The sequence below is a fragment of the Streptomyces spinosus genome (assembly GCF_020400655.1).
In the GTDB taxonomy this organism is placed as follows: domain Bacteria; phylum Actinomycetota; class Actinomycetes; order Streptomycetales; family Streptomycetaceae; genus Streptomyces; species Streptomyces argyrophylli.
Map to the genome: position 1 here is coordinate 1 of NZ_JAINRC010000034.1, position 21202 is coordinate 21202.

Here is a 21202-nt window from a genome sequence, read left to right on the forward strand (position 1 = left end):
GGCATACCCTCCGGGATCCCCCATGCACGTACAGGAACTGGACGCCCTCGTCACTCAGCGCACCACAGCCGAGAGCGTGAAGCTCACCAGCGACGACTTCGGCGCCGCCGCCGCTCCGCTGGTGACCGAATGGCTGGGTGGCGCCCTCACCGTCACCGGGGTGACGCGCAGCACCCGGCCCGACGGGACCGTCGTCCTGAACGGAACCACCGACCTGCTCGGGGTGACCGGCCGGCCGGTCACCGGTATCGAGATCGGGCTCGACCCCGCCGACCAGCGGCCCTCGCTCTACCTCCCCTTCACGCTCCCCATCACGTGGAGATTCCCCACGTCCTTCCCGGAGACCAAGGACAGCGACCTGGCCCGGCTCGCCTTCGCCAGGGAACCGGAGTTCCTCCTCAGCTCCACCGTCCGGCCGGCGGCTGACGGGCGACCGCCCCTGCGCCCGGGGCTGACCTTCCACGGCGCCGGGGTGACGAAGCCGGACGCCCCGGAATGGCTCGGCGAGCTGCTCACCCTCGCCCAGGGCGCTCTCGCACTGTCGGGTCCCGTCACCCGCACGGCCGGTCCCGAGAAGAAGCGCCGGGCCGAGATTACGCTGACCTCGCCGGCGCGGGGTGCCGGGGTGCTGGGGGCGTCCTTCTTCCTGTGGGCCGGCTCACGCACCACCACCACCGACGACGGCACCAGCACGGTGACCCACCCGGTGTGCCTGCGCGCCGACCTCGCGCTTGGCCAGGACGTGACGGCGACCGTCAGCGCACCGCTGCCCACCGGCAACGACAAGGTGGCGTTCACCGCGGAGGTGCTGCCCGGTGAGCACCTGCCGGCAGCCATCCTGGCGTCCGGCAGGCCGTGTGCCGGTGCTCGGTCCACGTCGTCTCGGAGCAGGGCGAGGAGTACCTGGTCGCCGTGGCGCAGGGGACGATGGTGCGGGCGGCCAACCAGGTGGATGCCCCACAGGTTGCTCGGCCTGCACCACCGCGGCCCCGCTGGTTGCGGCCAGTGCCGTCAACGCCTGCTCCAGCATCCCCGTCCCTCCCCCTCCCGAAGGCCGGATGACCTCGCCGGCACGGAAGCGCCGCGTCCGGCGTCGGCGGATTTCTGAGAGATCAGTCAGTCGCGCGGCAGAAGCGGAGGGACGGCGGGGACCTCGACGGCGTTCTCGATGTCCTCGGGGCTCATCCTGAACTCTTCGGGGTAGTGGTCGCGCCGGGTGCGGCGCGCCGGTTCGCTGGTACGCCACGTGTACAGGCACCGCTGGCACTGGAGTACGTCCCACACACCCGGGACGGGTGAGGTGAACAGCTTCTCAACACTCTCGTAGACGCAACGTGGGCAAGTCGGGGGTGTCTCCACGGCACAGGTCCTTCCGAAGTCCGGGGTCGGGTGGGATCAGCGGGCGGCAGCCAGTCGTTGCAGCCTGGTGAGCCATTCACCGGCCTCGGGCAGGTCACGCACCCGGGAACTGCGGTCGCCTCGCCGCTCGGGTTCGACGGGGGTGGTGGCGTCAATGATCAACTTGTCGACGATGCCCGGCGTGTCGGCCTGTGGGGCCAGCGGCACCACCGACATGGCGGGCAGCCGGACAAGGTCGTGGGCCGGGTTCATCTTGGTCGACAGGGCCCACATCACCTGCGTCAGGTTGAAGGGATCGACGTCCTCGTCGACGACGATGACGGTGGCCGCGTACCCCAGGCCGTGCGACGTGCTCAGCACCCGCGTGCCGACCGCCTTGGCGAAGCCGCCGTACCGCGTCTTCGTGGAGACGATGACGACGAGCCCGTGCGTGTACGTGGCGTTGACTGCCTGCACCTCCGGGAAGTCTCTCTTCAGCTCTTGGTGGATCGGCACACAGGTGTTGGCGGCCATCAAGTAGTCGATCTCGGTCCACGGCATACCGAGATACAGATGCTCGAAGACAGGATCGGTGCGATAGGAGATCCGGTCGATGCGGATCACCGGCATGGAGCGTCCGCCGGAGTAGTGACCTGTGAACTCGCCGAACGGACCCTCGATCTCCCTCGTACGTCCCTCGACGACACCCTCGATGACGACTTCGCTGCCCCACGGCACCGGCAGCCCGGTCAGCGGAGCCTTCGCGATCGGCGCCGGCGCACCGCGCAGCGCCCCGGCCAACTCGTACTCGTTCTCGTCGTACGCCATAGGAGTCGCGGCGACGATGGAGATGACGGGATCGTTGCCGAGCGCGATGGCGACGGGCAAGTCCTCGCCCCGCTCCTCGGCCTTGCGCAGATGGAGGGCGATGTCGTGCACCGGCGCCGGTTGCAGGGCGAGCCTGCGCTTGCCCTTGACCTCGATGCGGTAGATGCCGACGTTCTGTTTATCACTGTTGTCCGGGTCCTCCGGGTCCTTGGAGACGACGGCGGCCTTGTCGATGTAGAAACCGCCGTCGCCGTCGTTGAGGCGGAACAGTGGGAGCACCTGAAAGACGTCGACGTCACCGCCCTCGACGGCATTCGCCGCCCAGAGGGGTTCCGCCCGCCACTCGGGCTGCACGGGGAAGTCCTCCCAACGGCGGATGAACTCGGCCACCTGCGCCTTGGCCCCCGTCTGCTTGGGGAGACCGAGCGCCAGGGCGTGGTTGGCCCACGAGCCGTGCACGTTCATCGCGATGCGGGCGTCGATGAAGCCCCGGACGTTGTCGAAGTACAGCGCGGGGGCCGCATCTCCCATGCGTGGTGCCGCGTTCGCCGCGGCGGCGATGTCCGGTTCGGGCACCACCTCGTCGGTGACGCGCAGGAGTTGGCCCTCTTTGTCGAGGGCATGGAGAAAGCTGCGAAGGTCGTCGTAAGCCATGAGGAAGCTGAACTCCTTGGTACGTGGTGCCGCGGCCGGTCAGACGGCGGGTTCGAGCCCGCGTGCGGCGCGCATGCCCGCCCATCGCTCGGCGGCGGGCGCGGGCAGGTCGAGCTGGTCGAGGACGCGGGCGGCGACGTGGTCGACGATGTCGTCGACGGATCGCGGGTGGTTGTAGAAGGCGGGCATGGGCGGCACCATCGTCGCCCCCATGCGCGTCAGCGCCAGCATGTTCTCCAGATGGATCTCGCTCAGCGGCGTCTCCCGCGGCACCAGGACGAGCTTGCGCCGTTCCTTCAGGACGACGTCGGCGGCCCTGCCGATCAACCCGTCCGCGAAGCCGGCCCTGATTCCCGCCAGGGTCTTCATCGAGCACGGCGCGATGATCATGCCGTCGGTCCGGAAGGAGCCCGACGAGATGGTGGCGCCCTGGTCCCCGGGCGCGTGCAGCTCGTCGGCGAGCTCGCCGACCTCGCGGACGGAGAGGCCGGTCTCCAGCTCGATGGTGGCGCGCGCCCAGCGGCTGAGCACCAGGTGTGTCTCCACCTGCGGTAGCCGGCTCAGACACTGCAGCAGGCGGATGCCGAACACCGCGCCCGTCGCACCTGTCATACCCACGATCAACCGCATGTCGTACCCCTTTCTCTGGCGCACGGCAGGGAAGACGGGAGGTCACGGACTCTTTTCGGTCACCCACACTTCCGTGCGATCACTACGCTAGGTACACATCGCAGGGACAGCGCAGTAGGCTGGGGACACGCTATGAGCAAAAACGGTCAACCTGATGTCACGGACATCCCGTACCAGTCGTCCGCGGGAGCTCCACCGGGGATCGAGGTGCTTGACTTCCCCGGACTGGCCGCGCGTGCCGCGAGTCACGGCGTCGACCCGTACTCCCCGTCGAGGGCGGCTTTCCACGAGGTGCTCACCGTGCGGACCGGCTCATTGCGCTATTCGCTGGACTTCACTGAACACCGGTTGGACGAGGGCCACTGGCTGTGGGCCCGCCCCCGGCAGATCCACCAGTACCGTTCCGACCTCACGGCCGCTGAGGGCGTCGTCGTCCTCTTCCAGCCGGGCTTCCTCGACGCGGCCACCGCCCAGGCCGCCGACGCGGACCGACCCCCGCCGCAGGGCCTGCTCGTTCCGGACTTCGCCGCGCGTGACCGGCTGCAGCGAGTCCTCGAACTGTTGGAGAGCGAGTACCGCGAGTTCGCCGGCCTCCCCCTGGACGTGCACATCCAGGTGCTCGGACACCTGCTCGCCACCCTCCTCCTGCACCTTGCTCACCTGCAGGGCTCCCAAGGCGGCGGCCAGGTCGGCAATGACGTGTTCCACCGCTTCCGGGATGCGGTGGAACGCGACCACACCCGGAGCCACCGCGTGGAGGACTACGCCAGGAAACTCCGTTACAGCACCCGCACTCTCACCAGGGCCACAATCGCCGCCACCGGGTCCGGTGCCAAGCGCTTCATCGACGACCGCGTTCTGCTGGAGGCGAAACGCCTCCTGGTCCACACCGATCTGTCCGCCGCCGCAATCGGCGAACGACTCGGCTTCCCGAGTGCCACAGTCTTCACGAAGTTCTTCCGGCAGCGCGTCGGCCGGACACCGACCGCCTTCCGCGCCTGCGAACTGGGCACCCGGACCTGACCGACCAGACGCCGACGACGCCCTTGGAGCGGGTAAATCTTCAACTCGTGTGTCGGAGGCTCGTTCAGCTGGGCGGTGGCGCGGAACCTTGCGGTCGGCGTGCGGAGGCGGAGGTGGACCGGGGACATGGTGGCCGCGTGCTTCCGCGAGCGGAAGGGCCCCCTGTTCCACGCGGCTGATGGTCATGGCGGTGAGCCGAAGAGTCGACGCCAGTGCCGGGCAGATCAGGCACCCGTGACCGCGGCATGTGCGGAGCACTCGCTTGCGTTCTCGGGGCTCGTCGTATGAACGGTGTCATCAGAGTGGTTGGCTTACCGGCGAGCCGCTGAGAGTCGGACGTCGAAGCAGATGCCGCCGGCGATCAGGACGGTCTTCCAGCGCACGGTTGGACACCTCAGACCGCTGAACGCTTGGAGCAAACACCGCCGGATGGACGGGGAGAGCCGCGCCCTCCCCGATGGGACGCACCACCCACCCAACGGGCGCTCCAGCGCAGCAACCACCCGAAGGAGGGATCACCGATCCGTCATGGCGGCCGCCGGTGCCGCCCGCAGTGCTTTCGTCCTGCTTCTGGCTGCGCCCGGCCCGGCCTCCGCGGCAACCGGCCAGTTCCGCTCCCGGCCGATCGGCCGCCAGTAGTCGCCCTCGATACGGACCGCACCGCGTTGGGCCCGGGGAATGGACGGTCCGACCACTCCTGGTGTGTACGGCCTGTTCTCGCGCCACCGAGCGGGGCACCGTGCATGGACTGACCCGCAGGACGGGACCACCAGCCTGCTCGGCGAGTTCGAGGTGGTACCGAGACCCCCGAAGTGGCCGGGGGCGCAGGCTCAGTCGGCCGCCGCGACTGCGTCCCTGATGAGCCGGTGCGCGGCCGCGTCGGTACGGGCCGCGTCATGGGTCACCAAGCGGTCCTGGCACAGACCGCGCAGGCCGGAGACGAGGAGCGTGGCCGCTGTCCGCGCCTGCTGTGGTGGGTGCCCCAGCCGGACGTAGGCCGCGGCGATGGGGCCGATCATGACCTCGACGGTCTCGGCCGCGATGTCGCCGTACTGCTCGGGATCGGTGGCGGCCAGGCTGAGCAGCTGCAGCAGCATGCGGACCGGCCCGGACTGCTCCCCGACCGTCATCGCTTCCCACAGGGTGTGAGCCGCCTTGCGCAGTCCCTCGCTGTCGCGGACGTCGTCGAACATCGCGTGCGCGTCGGGACGGCTGGTGGCCAGGGCCCGGGCCAGGAGGTTCTCGCGGCTGCCGAAGTAGTACAGAAGCATGCGTTTGGTGGTGCCGATCGACTCGGCGAGCGGACTCAGCGACATCTGCGCGACGCCGTGCTGCTGGAGGTGGTGCACCACCTGCTTCAGCAGCTCGGCGCGCTTCTCGGCGTTGACGGGGCGAGGCACGCTTTTGACTGTACCGACCGGTACGCGTAGGGTCCAGTAAAACGTAGATGTGCCGATCGGTACGTTAATCGAGTGGCGCCATGGCGACGGTCAGGCGCGGCACAGCCGAGAGGGGCGCCGTGAAACGGGTTGGACCGCGAACAGTGAAGGACCACCGGTACCGGAGAGGCGACCACGGGGTGACCGGGCATCGGGTCGGCCGTGTGCCCCGCGGGCTCGGCGGCACGGCCCGCCGTGGCGGCCGAGGGGTGGTCCTGTGAAGCACCGGATCGAGCGTCCCCGGGGCATATCCGCGGCCAGAGTCCTCGTCGAGACCCTCACGATCCCGGCAGCACTCTTCCTCGGCCTGCTCTTCTGCTTCCCGCTGGCCTTTCACCAGCCCGAGCCCCACGATGCCAAGCTCGTGGTCGCTGATCTCGCGGTGGAACGCAAGGTCGACACCGCTCTGCAGGCGCAGCGTCCCGGCGGATTCGACGTCACCGCCGTTGCAGATGCCCGGGAAGCCCGCCGGGCGGTGCTGGACCGGGACGCCGTGGCCGGCTTCGCCACCAAGGGCGGACATGCCGTGCTGTACGTGGCCGGAGCCGACGGCGCGTCCCTCGAACAGGCGCTGACCACGGGCTTCACCCAGCTCGCGGTGCACAACCACCAGAAGCTCACCGTCACGGACGTAGCCCCCACCGTCAGCAAGGACGGGTCCGGCGCGACCCTGGTCTACTTCGGGATCGCCTGGAACGTCCCCGGCTACATACTCGCCACCACCCTGCTGCGGGCGGTGACCTTCAACCGGCGCACGAAGCTGATCACGATTGCGGGCGTCGCCGGTCTCTTCAGCGCCGTGGGCTTCCTCGTCGGCGTGGGACTGGGTTTCTTCCCCAACGACCCCACAGCCCTGGCGATCGCCTTCCTGCTCACCACGGCCGTGGCCACGTTCTCCCTCGGCATGGCGCCGTTCGTCAAGCACTTCTTCCCGCTGGCGGGTCTGGGCCTGTACGTCGTGCTGAGCGTCCCCTCCAGCGGCCTGGTCCCCGTCCAGCTGCTGCCGAGGTTCTTCCAAAACCTGCACGCCGTCATGCCGCTGGGCAACGCGGTCGACGGCCTGCGGGGAATCCTGTACTTCGACCATGTGGGGGTGCTGAAGCCGGTCCTCGTGCTGTGCGCGTGGATCACCGCGGGACTGGCGCTGCTGGGCCTCGACGCGTGGCGGCACCACCGTATGGCCGTACGACGGGGAGCGGAGGACGAGAACCAGGACATTCCCGAACCGCCGGTGGAGGACCCGTCCGTGGAGGCGCCCGCACCCACGGCACTACCGGTCCACCCGCACCACTTCGGCGAGCCGTTGCCGATGCTGGAGGGCACCGTCCGCGATGGCGAACAGCAGCCCGTCCGCCATGCCGCGGTGACCGTCATGGACACCGGTGGTCGGCAGTTGGTGCGGACCACGACGAACGCACGGGGCGAGTACGCCGTGACCGGTCTGCCCGAGGGATACATCAGCGTCGTCGTCTCGCACCCAGGCCGAGACCCCCTCGTCCACCAGAAAGTGCTGCAGTCCGGTGTGGCCGTCCGGGCCGACTTCACCCTGCACGACCGGCGCGACGGGACGTCCGTCCGCGCGGGCGCTCAACGTCTCGATCTCGGACACGCGAGACACGGCTCTTGAGACCACACGGATGGCGCCGGCCGGGGCCGACGTGGGTGACGCGCCCTGCTCGATGCACATTGAGACGATCTTGGTTCCTCGGGAAGCCGCCGCCCCGCGTGGTGGCCCCTGGCGCCATCGCACGGCCGGAGGATGCGGCCGGAACCATCATGTCTGACAAGAATCACGCCACGGTGGCGGTCACCGGGGTGACTGGTGCGCTCGGCAGCCGGATCGCGGCCCGACTCGCCGGCCACGGCGTCCCGCAACTCCTCGTCGGACGTAGTCCCGACCGCATGCCCGAACTGCCAGGCGCCCAGCGACGCGGTCCGGCCGCCTACGCCGACGCCGCAGACATGCGCAGGGCACTGTGACCTCATCTGCAGATGGAAACGTACCCGGGCTATCTCGGCGGTGACCTTCTCCCCGGGCAGCACTCCACCGATGCCGGGCTTGGCTCCCTGGGACAGCTTCAGGGACACGCACTTCACGCTGTCGTGAGCGGCCTTGTCCGCGAACCGCGCCCGGTCGAAACGGCCGTCCGCGGTGCGGCAGCCGAAGTAGGCTGTGCCGATCTCCCACACCAGGTCGCCACCGTGACGCAGATGGTATTCCGACAGGCCGCCCTCACCGGTGTCGTGAGCGAATCCCCCGAGGGCGGCGCCCCGGTTCAGGGCGAGGATGGCATTGGCGGACAGCGAGCCGAAACTCATCGCCGAGACATTGAACAACGACATGTCGTAGGGCTTGGTGCAGTCCGGACCGCCGATGCGGACCCTCGGCTGCTCCGACGGCACCGGGCGTGGCCTCATCGACGACTCGAAGTACTCGTAGCCTTCGGCATAGACGTTCCGTTCGGTCCCGAACGGTTGCTCCGCCTCCAGGCCCTTGGCGCGCTGATAGACGAGACTGCGCACATCCCGGTCGTAGGGACGGCCGTCGTAATTGCGCTCGATGAAATACTGCTGCAACTCCGGCCGGATCGACTCCAGCATGAAGCGCACATGTCCCAGCACGGGGTAGTTGCGCAGTACCGAGTGGCGCTTTTGGAAGAGATCATAGGCACCCACACCCGCCAACGCCGTGCACAGCAAAGCGGCCGGCCACCACCAGGGAGACACGGTCGACGCGAAGACTCCGAAGGCTACTGCCAGGGCTCCGATGAATGCGATCGCTGAGATTCTCATCATCTAGGGAACCTACTCCTGCCCCATCCGTCTCACAAAGTATCGATGATGCGATATGCGGCACATTCGCCGGGACGGAAGTCCTGTCAGCTCGGCGTGTGCGCATTTCGTTGGCAGTTTCTCCTCTCCGGAAAACAGGGAGTGATTGTTTTGCGCACCGAGAACAAGCTCGCACGGCGTACAGCGACCGCCGCCGCGCTGGCATTCTCCGGAGGAACTTGGAATAGCCGGAAACGCGGGAAACCTGCCGGTGTCCGGCCGCCGCGGCCGCACGCCGGACCGCCGCAGAAGGCACACCGCCGAGCTGCTCGCCACGTGCGCCGCCTGTCTCATGCCGTGGACCGTGATGCTGGGTCTGACGCTGCCGCCGTCCCACCACGTGCACGAGTGGCGCCTGCCCGGGTCGGATTCGACGTGCTGCTCATCTCGGTGCCGGCGTCCACGGCGTTCCTGGCCGACCGCGCACACCGCCATCGGCGACACCGCCGGGAGCGCGCCGGAACCGGCCCCGGAGGGGCGCGGATGCCTGGCAGTGGATCAGACGGTCGTGACCACTTGGTCGTATGTCAGGCGTGGGGAGCGCGGGAACCAGGCGTTCTCGCCCGGCCTGCCGATGTTGACGACGGCGAGAACGGAATGCTCGCCATCACCGAAGAACTCCCTGTCGATGCCCTCGGCGTCGAAGCCGGTCATCGGTCCCGCGGCCAGGCCTGCCGCGCGGACGCCGATGATGAAGTAGCCGACCTGGAGGAGCGCATTGAGCCTTGCGGAACGCTCACGCACCGCCCGCTCGGCGAAGAGATCCATTGCCTGCGGGAAGTGGGGGAACTGGCTGGGCAGTTCCTCGTGGAACTCGTTGTCCGCGGCGAGGACGGCGACGAGAGGGGCGGCCGCGGTCTTCTTGCGGTTCCCCTCGGACATGTGCCCGATCAAGCGTTCGCGCGCCTCGGCGGAACGAACCAGCAGGATTCGCAGCGGCTGCTGGTTCATGCTGGTGGGGCCGTACTTGATCAGATCGTAGATGGCCTTCGTCTGCTCGTCCGTCACCGGCTCGTCGGTGAAGGTGTTGGCTGTACGAGCCTCCCGGAACAGCAGGTCCTGGGCTACGGGGTCGAGTGCGAGCGACATGGTGAACCTCTTACGCTTGTACGGTTTTGGCATCTGGGTGATTCGGCGAACTGTGAAGCAGAGGAACCGGGCACGCGCAGCGAGCAGACGGACAGCCGTCGTGGTCGTCCCGACGCCCACAGGAGGGGACCGGAACAGCACCGGGGGAAAGTCCTGCCACGCCGGTACTCCTTCTCGAGCGCCGGGTACGCGGCCCGGTCGCTCTCCGGGCTCAACCTCCGCTCGCGATCGGATCGCTGACGGCGCCGTGCCTGCGGCGCCGTCGCGACCAGCATCACCCGTACGTCAGGCGCCGGCATCGCCTATATACGGGATCTTCGCGGTCGCGCCCCGCCGCCGCAGGCGTCGCTCAGTGCGCCCTGTCGGAGATGCCGCCCCGTTCGATCGCCAGCCGGGTCAGCTCGACGCGTGTGTTGATGCCGAGCTTGGTGAAGATGTGCTTCATATGCGTGTTGACGGTGTGCACGGACACGTAGAGCCGGTCGGCGATGGCCCGGTTGGTCAGGCCCTCCACGACGAGCGGAATGAGCTTCCGCTCGGACTCGGTCAGGTTCTCCCATCCCGGTGCCCCGGTCGTGTGGTGCAGTGGGGCAGCTGTGCGCACGCCGAACTGTCTGAGGCGCCGCATGATCCGGTCGTGATCGCGCAGGGCTCCGGAAGCCGACGCCAGCTCGCCCGCCTCCTCGAAGTACGGGATCGCCGAGGTGGTGTCGCCCGACGCGGCCACGAGATCCCCGAGGTCCTCGCAGACCGCGGCCAGGGCCAGCCGCCTGCCGGTGCTCCGGTAACCGGTGACGGCGGACGCGAGCGCACCCCGGTCGTTGTGGAGCAGGCCGTCCACATGGGCACGGACGGTCCCGATGATCTGCTGGCTGTCGTCCTCTTCGGCGAGGGTGCGCAACGCGCCGGACACGGCCTGCGCGAGCGGCAGGTCCTCGCCGCGGAGCGCCATGCGCGCGATCCCGGGCCAGTGGGACGGCGGCACCGCAAGCAGCTGTGCCGGCTTGGCGCCCGCGAAGCTGCCGCCCAGCGCCGCTGCCGCTGCGGCGTCCCGGCCCTCCGAGTCGGCCAGGCAGGCACGCGCGAGCGACACCCACAGGCCGAACCTCTGGGTACTCGTGCCGGAACCGGCTTCGGCGGCACGGAGCTGGTCCCTGGCTTTGGCGAGGTCACCGCGTCTGATCTCCACCAACGCCAGCACAGAGAGGGCCTGGGGATTCAGCTGGGTGATCTCGAGTTCGTCGGCCACGTTCAGACTGGACTCGGCCTCCACCGCCGCGTCGTCCAGCGCCCCCTGTTCGAACAGCGCGCAGGCACGGCTCGCATGCCAGTGGGGAAGTGACCAGCCCAGGCCCAGCGCCTCCGCTTCGCGCTGCCCCTCCCGCAGCACCCGCTCGGTGTCCGCGAGCCGGTCGGTGGCGGTCAGCACCGTGGCCAGCCACAGCGCGGGAATCCGCGGCGGCCGCAGGTGGAGTACGCCGGACTCCGTGCCGGCGCGTGCCGTGGCCTCCCCGGCGAGCTCGAGGGCGCGGGCGAGACGCCCACGGTAGAAGGACGTCTGCGACTGGAACACCATGGCGCTGACGACGACGGCCGGGTCCTCGCTGCGGTAGGAGGCCTCGACCAGTCCGACGTCGGTCTGCTCGGCAGCGGTGATGTCCCCGAGGTACACGTGGCCCGTCGCCTTGGTCTTGAGCAGCCGGACCCGCAGGTCGGCCGGCAGCCCGGGAAGGGCCAGAGCCTGCTGGAGATGCGTCATCGCCGCGGCGTCGTCCCCCGCCGCCTGGTGGATCTCGGCGGCCACCAGGCGCAGACGCGCCTCCTGGAGCGGCTCCAGCCGGTCCGACAGGGTGGCGTCGACCAGGTTGAGCGCCTGGTGCACCCGGCGGGTCCGGCCGAGGTACTCGGCGGCGTCGGTCAGCAGGGCGATGCGCCGCCGGTCGTGCATGGGCAGCAGTCCGGCGATCTGCTGGGCCAGGTCCGCGGCCGCGTCAGGGGCCGACGAGGACAGTTCCCGTACCGCGGTGGTCAATGTGGTCACGGCGTCGTCGTCGACCGGTCCGCCCGACAGCACGACGTGCCAGGCCACCTCGGCCGATCGTGCCCCGATGCCACGCAGGATGTCGGCGGCCTCCTGGTGCAGCGCGGTCCGTACGGCCGGCGCCAGATTCTCGTGGACGGCCTGCCGCATGAGGTCGTGGCGGAACGCCAGTCGCGGCCCGTCGCCGGAGAGCAGACCGGCCTTCAGCGCCGCCTCGACGCCCGACAGCAGGCTGCCGGCCTGCCTGCCGAGCATGCGGGCGGCCGTACCGAGATCGAACTCCCGGCCGAGGACGGACCCGATCTGGAGCAGGCGCACGGCATCCTCCGGGAGCCGGTCCAGACGCGCGGCGACGCTCCGCCGAAAGCCGACGGGAATGCCGTCGTGCAGCAGGCTCGCCACGCCCGCCTCCACTTTGACGGCGTCCGTGTCGGCGAAGGCGCGCACCAGTTCGATCGCCAGGAACGGATTGCCCGCGACACCCCCCAGGAGCCGGGCCAGCCCGGGTGACGGTTTGGCCCCGAGGACGTCGGCCGCGATGTGCTGCAGTTCCTGCTGCGGCAGGGGGCCGAGGGTCAGCCACCGGGCCCCGAGGCGTTCGAGGTCCTCCCGCACCCTGGCAACGGTCGGCCGCTCGGTCTCCGACCGTACCGCCAGCACCCACAGGATGCGCGAGGCCGCCAGTCTCCGGGGCAGGGTGCGCAGCACCAGGAGCGTGGCCGGATCCGCCCACTGCGCATCGTCCACCAGCACGGCGACCGGGGCGCGCTGGGCACGGTCCTCCAGAGCGTCCGTGATGCTGTCCAGCAGCCACAGCCGCTGGTCGTCGGCGGCCGCGGCCGCTCGTTCGGAACCGTCGGAGAGCTGCAGGGCGGACTGCAGGGCGGCTCCGGCGGCGTACTGGTCGAGTTCGTCGGCCCGTACGGACACCACGTCGAACCCGGACCGCCGTGCCAGGTCGTCCAGCTCCGCGAGCAGCCTGCTCTTGCCGACGCCGGGTGCGCCTTCCACGACGACGCAGGCGCCCCGTCCGCCACGCACCGCGTCCAGGGCCTCACGGACGGCGGCCATCTCGCGGCCCCGTCCCCTGAGGCGCAGCCCGCTCCCGGCCTGGTTCCCTCGCCCACCGGGCCGGTCGCCCGCGGGGCCTGTGCTGCGCATGGGGCCCAGCATGCCGCACGGCCACATCCGCCTCAAGGCCGGTTTCCGTCTGCCCGGCGCTTTCACCCGGGTGATTGTCGGTTCCACTCCGTCCGCTCACCCCGTCGCGACGCATAGTTCCGGGCGTCCAGATCTGTTGCCTCCGAGAGGAACATGACGTGCGTACAGGCAAGGAGTACCTGGCGGCGCTGAACGACGGCCGCACGGTGTGGGTGGGTGACGAGCTCGTCGACAACGTGGCCACGCACCCCAGGACGAGGGCGTACGCCCGGAGCATCGCCGACTTCTACGATCTGCACTACCGCCCGGACCTCGAGGACGTCATGACGTTCGTGGACGAGGACGGTGTCCGGCGGTCCATGACATGGTTCCAGCACCGCTCCAAGGAGGATCTGCTGCGCAAGCGGCGCTACATGGAGACGGTGCAGCGGGAACTGGGCGGCGGTGCGATCCCGCGCACACCGGACGTCAACAACTACGTCCTGCTGACCTACGTCGACGACCCCGAGCCCTGGAGCAGCCAGTCCGTCGGGGCCGACGGGCGGGACCTCACCGGGGGGATCGTCGACTTCTGGAACGTGATGCGGGACGGCGACCTCAACGCGACGCCGGCCTTCGTCGACCCGCAGGCGGACCGCTCGCGCGATTCGGCGCAGGCCCAGTCCCCCGCGCTGCGGGTGGTCGCCACCTCGGACGAGGGCATCACCGTGCGGGGTGTGAAGGCGATCAGCACCGGCGCGGCCTTCGGGGACTGGATCCACATCGGCGTCTTCTACCGCCCCGGCATCGTGTCGGAGCAGATCATCTACGGGGCGGTGAAGCCCAACACCCCCGGGGTCACCATCATCTGCCGCGAGAGCAACGTCCGCGACGGCGAGGAGGTGGAGCACCCGCTCGCCTCGCAGGGTGACGAGTTGGACAGCATCATCGTGTTCGAGGACGTACTCATCCCCTGGAACCGCGTCTTCCACATCGGCAACCCCGAGCACGCCTCGCTGTACCCGCAGCGCGTCTTCGACTGGCTGCACTACCACTCGCTGGTGCGTGCCATGGTGAAGGCCGAGCTGATGCTCGGTCTGGCCCTGCTGATCACCGAGCACATCGGCACCTACCAACTGCCCCCCGTCCAGGCCCGGATCGCCCGGTTCGCCGGCTTCCTCCAGACGCTCAAGGCGCATGTGATCGCCTCGGAGGACGAAGGGTTCTTCACCCCAGGCGGCATCTACAAGCCGAACGTCCTGATGTTCGACTTCGGGCGGGCGTACTACATCGAGCACATCACCGACCTGACCCACGAGCTCATCGACCTGTCCGGTCGTGCCGCGCTCATCTATCCCACCGAGGGGCAGTGGGAGCGGCCCGAACTGCGGCCGTGGCTGGCGGCGCTGCAGACCGGACCGGTCGGCAGGCCGCACGACCGGCTGAAGATCAGCCGCGTGATACGCGACATGTTCCTGTCCGACTGGGGCGACCGCATCAGCACCTTCGAGAACTTCAACGGCACACCCCTGCTGGCCATTCGAAGCCTCACGATGAAACGTGCCGAGATGTCCCCCTCCGGCAGCATGGCGGACCTCGCGCGCAAGGTCTGCGGCATCGAGAGCGTGAGCGGCGACGGGGAGCAGGAGACCGCGTACCTGGCCCAGGCCGACTACGCCCGACGTCAGGACGCCTCTCGTCAGAACGCCTCGTAGCAGGATGCCGGGGCCCGGGTCAGAGCATGCCCCACTCCCGGGCCCTGGCAACCGCTGCGCTCCGGTCGTGTGCGCCGAGTTTGCGGAAGATCGCCCGTACCTGTGTCTTGACGGTGTTGTGGGACACGTAGAACTCGGCGGCGATCTCACGCAGTGTCAGCGGACCGCACAGGGCGTGGAGCACCCGGCGCTCCCCGAACGACAGCTCTTGGGAGCCGGACACGACCAGCGGCACGACGGTGTCCTCGACGACCCGCCCGAGGAGTTTCGTCAGTGCTCCTGGTGACTCGCACCGGGCCGCTGCCCGCTCGGCTGCCACACGGGCCTCCCCCGCGGCGGCCGTGTCGTGCTGAGCGGTGGCAAGTCGTGCGCGTGTGACGTGGTACCAGGCGTGCATCTGGGGTTCGCTGCCGGTCCCGGACGAGTCCGCCAGCGCCGCTTCCGCGTCGGCCAGGGTCCGTTCGGCCTCGTCGGCCCGTCCCTCGTCGAGGAGCAGGCCGGCCCTGCCGATGTAGGCGGGCGCAGCGACGAAGTGCTGCCGCAGCCCGGCCGCCCCGGCCGCGTCCAGGGCTTCGTCGCTCAGCATGCGCGCCGGCTCATGGCGTCCGGCCAGCAGGGCGCACAGCGCCCGCAGACCCAGCGCGCGGACGAGCGTCAGGCCGTGCCCGGCGGCATGCGCGTCACGGGTCGCCTCGCCGAGCAGCGCCTCGGCCTCCTCGTACCGCGAGGTCCACAGCAGAGCGGTACCGCGGGCTGTACAGGCCAGGGCGCGCCAGGAAGTCAGCGGGACGGTGCCGGCGAAGACGGTTTCGGCGAGGCGGTCGCCGGTCAGGATCTCCCCCTGTAGCCAGCAGGCCACGGCCTGGGCGACGGCTGCCGCATCGGACACCGTGCTGCCCTCTCCGACCGTCTCCGCTCCCGGCTCCCTGAGACGGACGACGTCCAGCCAGCGCCGGGCCGTTTCCGGAGCGCCCCTCGAGAGGGCCGCCATCGCCGCCACCACGCACAGTCTCGCGTCGGCGGCGACCGTGCGGGGCGGCAAGAGCTCAAGCCATTGCGCGACCTCCCGGCTGCGGCCTGCCGAGATCGCCTGTTCCCAGCCCTGGAGTACCGCCGCGACCGCGGCGGCCTCGTCACCGCCCCGCACCCAGTGCCGTACGGCCGCGGTCGTCTCGCCATGCCGTGAGTACCACCGAGCCGCCGATCGGTGCAACGGTACGGCGGTCTCCGGCCCTTCGGCTCCGAGGAGGTCGCAGAGCAGCGCGGACAGTGCGCGGTGACGCCGGTATGCCGAGGGATCCGCGGCGACGGGTACGAGCAGTTGGACGGTCCGTGCGAGCTCACGCAGCAGCACGCCCGCCCGGTCCCCGGCGAGGGCCCGGCACGGCCCGGCGCTCAGCTCGTCGAGCACACTGGTGCGGAGCAGGAACCGGCGCTGTTGGGTGGTGAGCCGGTGGAGCACTTCGGCGGCCAGGTACTCGGTGACCGCTCGCCTGCCACGGGCCAGGCCCGCCTTCGTATCGGCGTCGTCCGACGAGCGGGCGAGGGTACGGCCCATGATGCACACTCCCGCCGCCCACCCCTCGGTGGCCTCGTACAGCGCGCTCGCCGTGTCCGGGGCCGGAGCGGACCCGAGCAGATCGGTGAGCACGGCGTGCGCCTCTTCGGGGGTGAAGGCCAGGTCGTGCTGGTCGAGTTCGGCGACCGCGCCCCGAACGCGCAGGGTCGGTACGGGTCCGCCCGGTACGTGACGGGTCGACAGAACGACGCGAAAGCCCCGCGGAAGCCTTGTCACGAAGTCCGAAAGGCCGCGGACCGCGTCGACGTCCGTGATCGATTCCACTCCGTCGAGGATCAGCGCGAGCGGTCCCTGTCCGTCCCGTCCGGTCACGAGACTCGGCAGGCTCTCCTGGAGCCACGCGTCGAGTGTCCACTCGCCGCTTCGGGGGTGGTCGGGCAGTTCCGGTCGTACGTGCTGCAATGCCCGCAGGATGCCGGCCCAGAGCCTGCCCGGGGCGTTGTCGTACGCGTCCAGGCTGAGCCAAGCGCACGCGCCACGAGGTGCGAGACTTCGCGCCCACTCGGTCAGGAGCACCGTCTTTCCGGCACCGGCGGGCGCGGAGACCACCACCACGGGCTCGGCCGACGCGTCCAGCCGGCGCAGCAGCCGGGGGCGGGTCAGCAGGTGCGGGGGCTGGTCCGCGGGACGCAGCTTGAAGGTCGGCACGGAGCTGGTCATGGCACCTTCGGTGGAGTCGTCGGGACGAGCTGAGCCCCCGGCGTCCGTGGCTCGCCTGCAGGAGCCGGACGTCGGAGGCCGTTGTGGTCCGGGTCAGGGGTACGGCAGCCTCAGTCGGGCCGCTCTCACCAGCGCTAGCACGGGGGCCTGAGCGTGCCGAAGTCTCCTCCGAAGTGGAGCAGCGGCCGGCCTTCCACCCGGTGTTCGAAGTGGCGGACGTCGCCCACGAAGATGGTGTGATCGCCGCCGGGCAGTGCCGCCGCGACGTCGCACACGACAGCCGCGATGGCGTCCTTCAGCACCGGCACCCCGTGGTCGTCGGTGATTTCCACACCCGTGAACTTGTCCGGCTTGGAAACGGCGAAGTTCCGCGCGAGGTGCTCGCTGTCCTCGCCGAGGACGTTGACGGCGAAGCGACCGTGCTCCGCGATCGCGGTCCGCGTGTACAGCTGGTTGCCGATACACACGATCAGTTGGAGCGGGTCGAGGGACAGCGCGGAGACGGCGCTCGCCGTCATGCCGATGGCCGTGCCGCCCGAGCGTGTGGTGATCACGCTGACGCCTGTGGCGAGTCGGCTCATCGTGGCGCGGAAGCCGAAGACCTTGTCGAGGGTTTCACTCATCTGAAGACCTCCGTGAATGCGGGGCCGGACCCCGCGGTGTGATGGAGTGTTCGGCGTCGGCCGTCCTGGTGGATTGCCGGTTCTCGTCGTGGTGGCGCCCTGGGGATCAGTCCGTGACGAGGGGTTCGAGGACGAAGGTGTGGCGCAGCAGGGTGTACGGGACCTCGGTCGTTCCCCGGTAGGGCCCGGCGTCGGCCGCGTACGTGTCGTAGCGCTCGATCAGCGACTGCCTGACGCCGAACACCGGATCGGTGTCCAGGTACGGGTCGTCCGAGGGGAAGAGCATGGTGGTCACACGCTGGAATCCCGGAGCCTCGATCAGGACGTGCACATGGGCGGGACGCATGAGCGACCTGCCGGTCGCGCTCATGAGTTCGCCGACCGGGCCGTCACCGGGGATCGGGTAGCTGGACGGGCGAATGGAACGGAAACCGAAGTGCCCTGTCCCGTCGGTACGGAACAGCGCGCGCATCGCCGGCTCGTCCAAGCCTGGTACCTCCATGTCGTAGTGGCCGTCCGAGTCGCTGTGCCAGACGTCCACCGCCGCATCCGCGACCGGCGCTCCCTCGTGGTCCACAACCCGTCCCTCGAAGAACAGCGGGGTACCGGGCAGACCTCCGGAGATGTCGGCGGCGTCTGCCTGCTGCGGCCGGTCCTCCCTGAAGTACGGGCCCAGCACGCTGTTCTGCGTGGCCCGGCTGGGGCGTCGGTTGGTCAGGGTGTCGACCAGCATGGTGCTGCCGAGCACGTCGGACAGCAGGATGAACTCCTGACGCGTCGGGGTGCACGTCTGCCCGGTGCGCGTCAGGAAGTCGACTCCCCTGGCCCATTCGTCCTGCGTCAGTCCGACGTCGCGGACGAAGGCGTGCAGGTGCCGCACCAGTGATTCCAGGATCTCGGCGACGCGGGAGTCCTTGGTGTTCCGCATGGTCGAGATCACGGCCTCGGTGATGGCGTCGCTGGTCAGATCACGCATGACGCGCTCCCGTGGTGGTTGGGTGGTGGGTCGCGGACATGGTCCGGGGATGTCCGTCGCCTGCTGATGTGCACGGCTGCTGCCCTGCCCAGGCGCGGGCCAGGAGGGCGCGTACAGCGGTCCGTTCGACCGGTCGCGGGTTCCAGTAGCCGTCCCGCACGATGAGTTCGGCCGCCTGCTCGATGCCCGATTCCGGCATGCCGAGGTCCCGCAGTGCCCGGGGGGCGCCGAGCCTTCCCGCGAAGTCGAAGAGACCGCCGGCGGCATCAACCGCCGACAGCGCCTTCGCGATGCGTGCCATGGCCTCGGGTGCCGCCGGCGCGTTGTAGGCCACCACGTGCGGCAGGACGACAGCGTGGGTTTCGGCGTGCGGAAGCCCGAACGTGCCGCCCAGCACATGGCACACCTTGTGATGCAGGGCCATGCCCACCGTGCCCAGGCACGTGCCGGCCAGCCACGCCCCGTGCAGGGCGTCGGCCCGCGCCTCGCGGTCGTCCGGGCGTTGTGCGACGACCGGGAGGGAGTGGACGAGGGATTCGAGCGCTTCACCGGCCATCAGGAAGGCGAGAGGGTCCCGGTCTTGTGCGTAGAGGGCTTCCACGGCGTGCGCCATCGCGTTGATGCCGCTGACCACCGATGCCGCCGCGGGAAACGTGAACGTCAGGTCGACGTCGTACACCACGGTCTTCGGCAGCACCTCCGGCAGCCGGCGGGTCGTCTTCCGGCGCCCTTCGGTCTCTCCGAGGATCGGCGTCATCTCCGAGCCGGCGTACGTGGTGGGCAGCGCCAGCTGTGGCAGCCCGGTCCGCAGGGCGATCGCCTTGCCGAGGCCGATCGTCGAGCCACCGCCGATGGCGAGGACCGAGTCCGCTCCCACGGTCCTGGCGTATGCGACCGCCTTCTGCGTGACCTCGACGGGGGTGTGCGCAGCGGCTTCCGTGAAGGTTCCCACCGCCACCGTACCCAGGACGTCGTGTACCTCCGCTGCCTGGCCCGCTTGACCGGGTGCGCACAGGATGAGCACCCGACGGCATCCGAGGGCATCAGCCTCTTCCGGGATACGGCTGCGGGTACCGCTGCCGAAGACCACCTTGGTGATCTGTCCCCGGTGCACGAATGTCTTCATGAGTATTTCCCCAGTCCCCCCGTCTGCTTGGGAGCAAGACTCTCGATGCTCGAATGACGGGGGTCAACGGAAATTGCGAGGGATAACGAACGCCGGCGGTCAAATACCTTGTTCGTGGGACAGGCGCCGTGCGCGTGCCTCCGTCTCTCGACGGATATCACCCATCTGCGGTATGCCGGGGATGCCCAGGAGCTGGGATGGTGGATGCGGAAGTCCGCCAGGCGGCATATGCCTGGCGACATCACCGAAGCGACGTCTGACGGCTCCGCAGTGACGGGCGGCGAGGGTGCACGCAAGGGAGCGTGCAAACCCGGGATCCGGGCGCTTTTCGCGCGTTTCCCAGGCCAGGTGCCGACAGTCCGGCACGCACCTGATCCACGGCTGAGATCCAGCCGTCGCCCCCACACCGGGAAGCCGCCACTCAAGGGATCGCCGACATGGCGCAGGCAGCCGTCGGCACAGTACTGCGCGGGTCTTCACGGCCCTCCTACCCGGCGTCCGGGAGAGCCCCGGGCCGGAGGGCGCGAGCTCTTCTCGCAGGGCCCTGAACGACACAGAGCGATCGATCAACGCGCTCGCCGACAGGAGACAACGATGCTGACCGTGCTGTCGCCGATCTTCGCTCTCCTCGCAGCTGCGACCAACGCTCTGGGAACGGTGATGCAGCGCCGGGCCGCCACCCTGGTCCCGCAGTCCAACGCTCTGCGCATCGGCCTCATGTGGGACCTGCTGCGCACCCCGGTCTGGCTGCTCGGCATAGGCGGGGTCGTCCTCTCGGCGATCTTCCAGGGCGCCGCGCTGGCCACCGGTGCGCTGGCGATCGTGCAGCCGCTCTTCATGCTGGAGTTGCCGTTCGTGCTGCTGCTCGCGAGCGTCGTCTTCGGGCGCCCGTTGCCCAGGGCCGGCTGGCTGCCCGTAGGCGGTATCGCCGTCGGCCTCGGCCTGGCGCTGTTCGCGGCAGCGCCGACCGGTGGCACTCTCCGGGTTCCTGCGGCCCGGTGGACGGCGGTGGGAACCTGCTGCCTGCTCGCCGTGGCGGTGCTGTGCAGCGTCGCGGTCAAGCTGCCCAACGGCCCTGGCCGCGCCGCATGCCTGGGGTCGGCCGCCGCCGTCTCCTACTCCCTCACTGCCGCGCTCATGAAGTCCTCGACCGTCGTCCTCGGCCGCCAGGGTATGAGTGCCTTCCTCGCCGCATGGCAGACCTATGCGTTCGCCGCTCTCGGCGTGTGCGCCCTGTTCCTGCTGGAGAACGCCATGCAGTCCGGACCACTGGTCGCCTCCCAGCCGGCCCTGACCCTCGGCGACACGCTGGTGAGCCTGGCTCTCGGTGTCACGCTCTACGGGGAAAGGCTCCGTGGTGGCTGGTGGCTGGCCCTGCAGGTATTCGGGCTCGCGCTGGTGGCGTATGGGGTGACCCGCCTGTCACGTCAGCATCTCATTCCCGCAATGACGTGAAATACGGTTCGGTGCGACAAAGGCCGGCAGCACAATTCCGGGATCGCAGCCAAT

At 69.6% G+C, this 21202-nt stretch carries 15 protein-coding genes and 1 pseudogene; 5 read left to right on the forward strand and 11 right to left on the reverse strand.

Going from position 1 to position 21202, the window contains the following annotated elements:
* Nucleotides 1-22 precede the first annotated feature (22 nt).
* A complete protein-coding gene (locus LG395_RS39265; protein WP_225814161.1) occupies nucleotides 23-1108 on the forward strand; it encodes a hypothetical protein in 1086 nt (361 codons plus the stop codon).
* Nucleotides 1109-1116: 8 nt separating this feature from the next.
* On the opposite strand, the gene LG395_RS39270 is transcribed toward LG395_RS39265, so the two are convergent.
* Genes LG395_RS39270 through LG395_RS39280 form a run of 3 tightly spaced genes read right to left on the reverse strand, consistent with a single transcriptional unit; the run spans nucleotide 1117 to nucleotide 3450 of the window.
* Nucleotides 1117-1359, reverse strand: a complete 243-nt coding sequence (locus tag LG395_RS39270; RefSeq protein ID WP_225814163.1) for a non-oxidative hydroxyarylic acid decarboxylases subunit D — start codon at nucleotides 1357-1359, stop codon at nucleotides 1117-1119.
* 36 nt (nucleotides 1360-1395) lie between these two features.
* Complete coding sequence (locus LG395_RS39275; RefSeq protein ID WP_225814165.1) at nucleotides 1396-2820, reverse strand: non-oxidative hydroxyarylic acid decarboxylases subunit C; 1425 nt, start codon at nucleotides 2818-2820, stop codon at nucleotides 1396-1398.
* Nucleotides 2821-2859: 39 nt separating this feature from the next.
* Entirely contained in the window at nucleotides 2860-3450 is a 591-nt protein-coding gene (locus tag LG395_RS39280; protein WP_225814167.1) for a non-oxidative hydroxyarylic acid decarboxylases subunit B, read from the reverse strand.
* A gap of 207 nt (nucleotides 3451-3657) precedes the next feature.
* Here LG395_RS39280 and LG395_RS39285 point away from each other — a divergent pair, with 207 nt between their 5' ends.
* Nucleotides 3658-4473: a helix-turn-helix transcriptional regulator gene (locus tag LG395_RS39285; RefSeq protein WP_308071493.1), complete on the forward strand. Its 816-nt coding sequence runs from the start codon at nucleotides 3658-3660 to the stop codon at nucleotides 4471-4473.
* An 830-nt stretch (nucleotides 4474-5303) separates the two neighbouring features.
* On the opposite strand, the gene LG395_RS39290 is transcribed toward LG395_RS39285, so the two are convergent.
* Nucleotides 5304-5873, reverse strand: coding sequence for a TetR/AcrR family transcriptional regulator (locus tag LG395_RS39290; protein ID WP_225814171.1), 570 nt, complete (start codon nucleotides 5871-5873; stop codon nucleotides 5304-5306).
* Between the two features lie 256 nt (nucleotides 5874-6129).
* Here LG395_RS39290 and LG395_RS39295 point away from each other — a divergent pair, with 256 nt between their 5' ends.
* Entirely contained in the window at nucleotides 6130-7539 is a 1410-nt protein-coding gene (locus tag LG395_RS39295; protein ID WP_225814174.1) for a carboxypeptidase regulatory-like domain-containing protein, read from the forward strand.
* Between the two features lie 371 nt (nucleotides 7540-7910).
* Here LG395_RS39295 and LG395_RS39300 read toward each other — a convergent pair.
* From LG395_RS39300 to LG395_RS39310, 3 genes and pseudogenes are all read right to left on the reverse strand, one after another.
* Nucleotides 7911-8708: pseudogene (locus LG395_RS39300) on the reverse strand (glutamate synthase-related protein); the annotation flags it as partial.
* 534 nt (nucleotides 8709-9242) lie between these two features.
* The gene (locus tag LG395_RS39305) at nucleotides 9243-9833 is read right to left on the reverse strand and encodes a malonic semialdehyde reductase (RefSeq protein WP_225814176.1); all 591 of its coding nucleotides are present in this window, start codon (nucleotides 9831-9833) and stop codon (nucleotides 9243-9245) included.
* A 349-nt stretch (nucleotides 9834-10182) separates the two neighbouring features.
* Nucleotides 10183-13035, reverse strand: a complete 2853-nt coding sequence (locus LG395_RS39310) for a helix-turn-helix transcriptional regulator (RefSeq protein WP_225814178.1) — start codon at nucleotides 13033-13035, stop codon at nucleotides 10183-10185.
* 158 nt (nucleotides 13036-13193) lie between these two features.
* On the opposite strand from LG395_RS39310, the gene LG395_RS39315 reads away from it, so the two are divergent.
* A complete protein-coding gene (locus tag LG395_RS39315; protein WP_225814180.1) occupies nucleotides 13194-14729 on the forward strand; it encodes a 4-hydroxyphenylacetate 3-hydroxylase family protein in 1536 nt (511 codons plus the stop codon).
* Between the two features lie 19 nt (nucleotides 14730-14748).
* On the opposite strand, the gene LG395_RS39320 is transcribed toward LG395_RS39315, so the two are convergent.
* The 4 genes from LG395_RS39320 to LG395_RS39335 form a co-directional block, all read right to left on the reverse strand.
* On the reverse strand, nucleotides 14749-16968 hold the full coding sequence (locus LG395_RS39320) for a winged helix-turn-helix domain-containing protein (protein ID WP_225814182.1): 2220 nt from the start codon (nucleotides 16966-16968) through the stop codon (nucleotides 14749-14751).
* Nucleotides 16969-17102: 134 nt separating this feature from the next.
* Nucleotides 17103-17591, reverse strand: coding sequence for a flavin reductase family protein (locus tag LG395_RS39325; RefSeq protein WP_225814184.1), 489 nt, complete (start codon nucleotides 17589-17591; stop codon nucleotides 17103-17105).
* A gap of 106 nt (nucleotides 17592-17697) precedes the next feature.
* Nucleotides 17698-18567 (reverse strand): dioxygenase family protein, encoded by an 870-nt coding sequence (locus tag LG395_RS39330; RefSeq protein ID WP_225814185.1) that lies wholly within the window; start codon nucleotides 18565-18567, stop codon nucleotides 17698-17700.
* Nucleotides 18560-19693 (reverse strand): maleylacetate reductase, encoded by a 1134-nt coding sequence (locus LG395_RS39335; RefSeq protein ID WP_225814187.1) that lies wholly within the window; start codon nucleotides 19691-19693, stop codon nucleotides 18560-18562. Before LG395_RS39335 ends, LG395_RS39330 begins: the two co-directional genes overlap by 8 nt.
* Before the next feature lie 594 nt (nucleotides 19694-20287).
* Between LG395_RS39335 and LG395_RS39340 the strand changes: the two genes are divergently transcribed.
* On the forward strand, nucleotides 20288-21148 hold the full coding sequence (locus tag LG395_RS39340) for a DMT family transporter (RefSeq protein ID WP_225814189.1): 861 nt from the start codon (nucleotides 20288-20290) through the stop codon (nucleotides 21146-21148).
* Nucleotides 21149-21202 lie beyond the last annotated feature (54 nt).

What these genes read in the sequence shown, in the direction of transcription:
- LG395_RS39265 (WP_225814161.1), top strand. Translation starts at nt 23, where the DNA reads ATGCACGTACAGGAACTGGACGCCCTCGTCACTCAGCGCACCACAGCC.
- LG395_RS39275 (WP_225814165.1), bottom strand. Translation starts at nt 2,820, where the DNA reads ATGGCTTACGACGACCTTCGCAGCTTTCTCCATGCCCTCGACAAAGAG.
- LG395_RS39280 (WP_225814167.1), bottom strand. Translation starts at nt 3,450, where the DNA reads ATGCGGTTGATCGTGGGTATGACAGGTGCGACGGGCGCGGTGTTCGGC.
- LG395_RS39305 (WP_225814176.1), bottom strand. Translation starts at nt 9,833, where the DNA reads ATGTCGCTCGCACTCGACCCCGTAGCCCAGGACCTGCTGTTCCGGGAG.
- LG395_RS39310 (WP_225814178.1), bottom strand. Translation starts at nt 13,035, where the DNA reads ATGCGCAGCACAGGCCCCGCGGGCGACCGGCCCGGTGGGCGAGGGAAC.
- LG395_RS39320 (WP_225814182.1), bottom strand. Translation starts at nt 16,968, where the DNA reads ATGACCAGCTCCGTGCCGACCTTCAAGCTGCGTCCCGCGGACCAGCCC.
- LG395_RS39325 (WP_225814184.1), bottom strand. Translation starts at nt 17,591, where the DNA reads ATGAGTGAAACCCTCGACAAGGTCTTCGGCTTCCGCGCCACGATGAGC.
- LG395_RS39330 (WP_225814185.1), bottom strand. Translation starts at nt 18,567, where the DNA reads ATGCGTGATCTGACCAGCGACGCCATCACCGAGGCCGTGATCTCGACC.
- LG395_RS39335 (WP_225814187.1), bottom strand. Translation starts at nt 19,693, where the DNA reads ATGAAGACATTCGTGCACCGGGGACAGATCACCAAGGTGGTCTTCGGC.
- LG395_RS39340 (WP_225814189.1), top strand. Translation starts at nt 20,288, where the DNA reads ATGCTGACCGTGCTGTCGCCGATCTTCGCTCTCCTCGCAGCTGCGACC.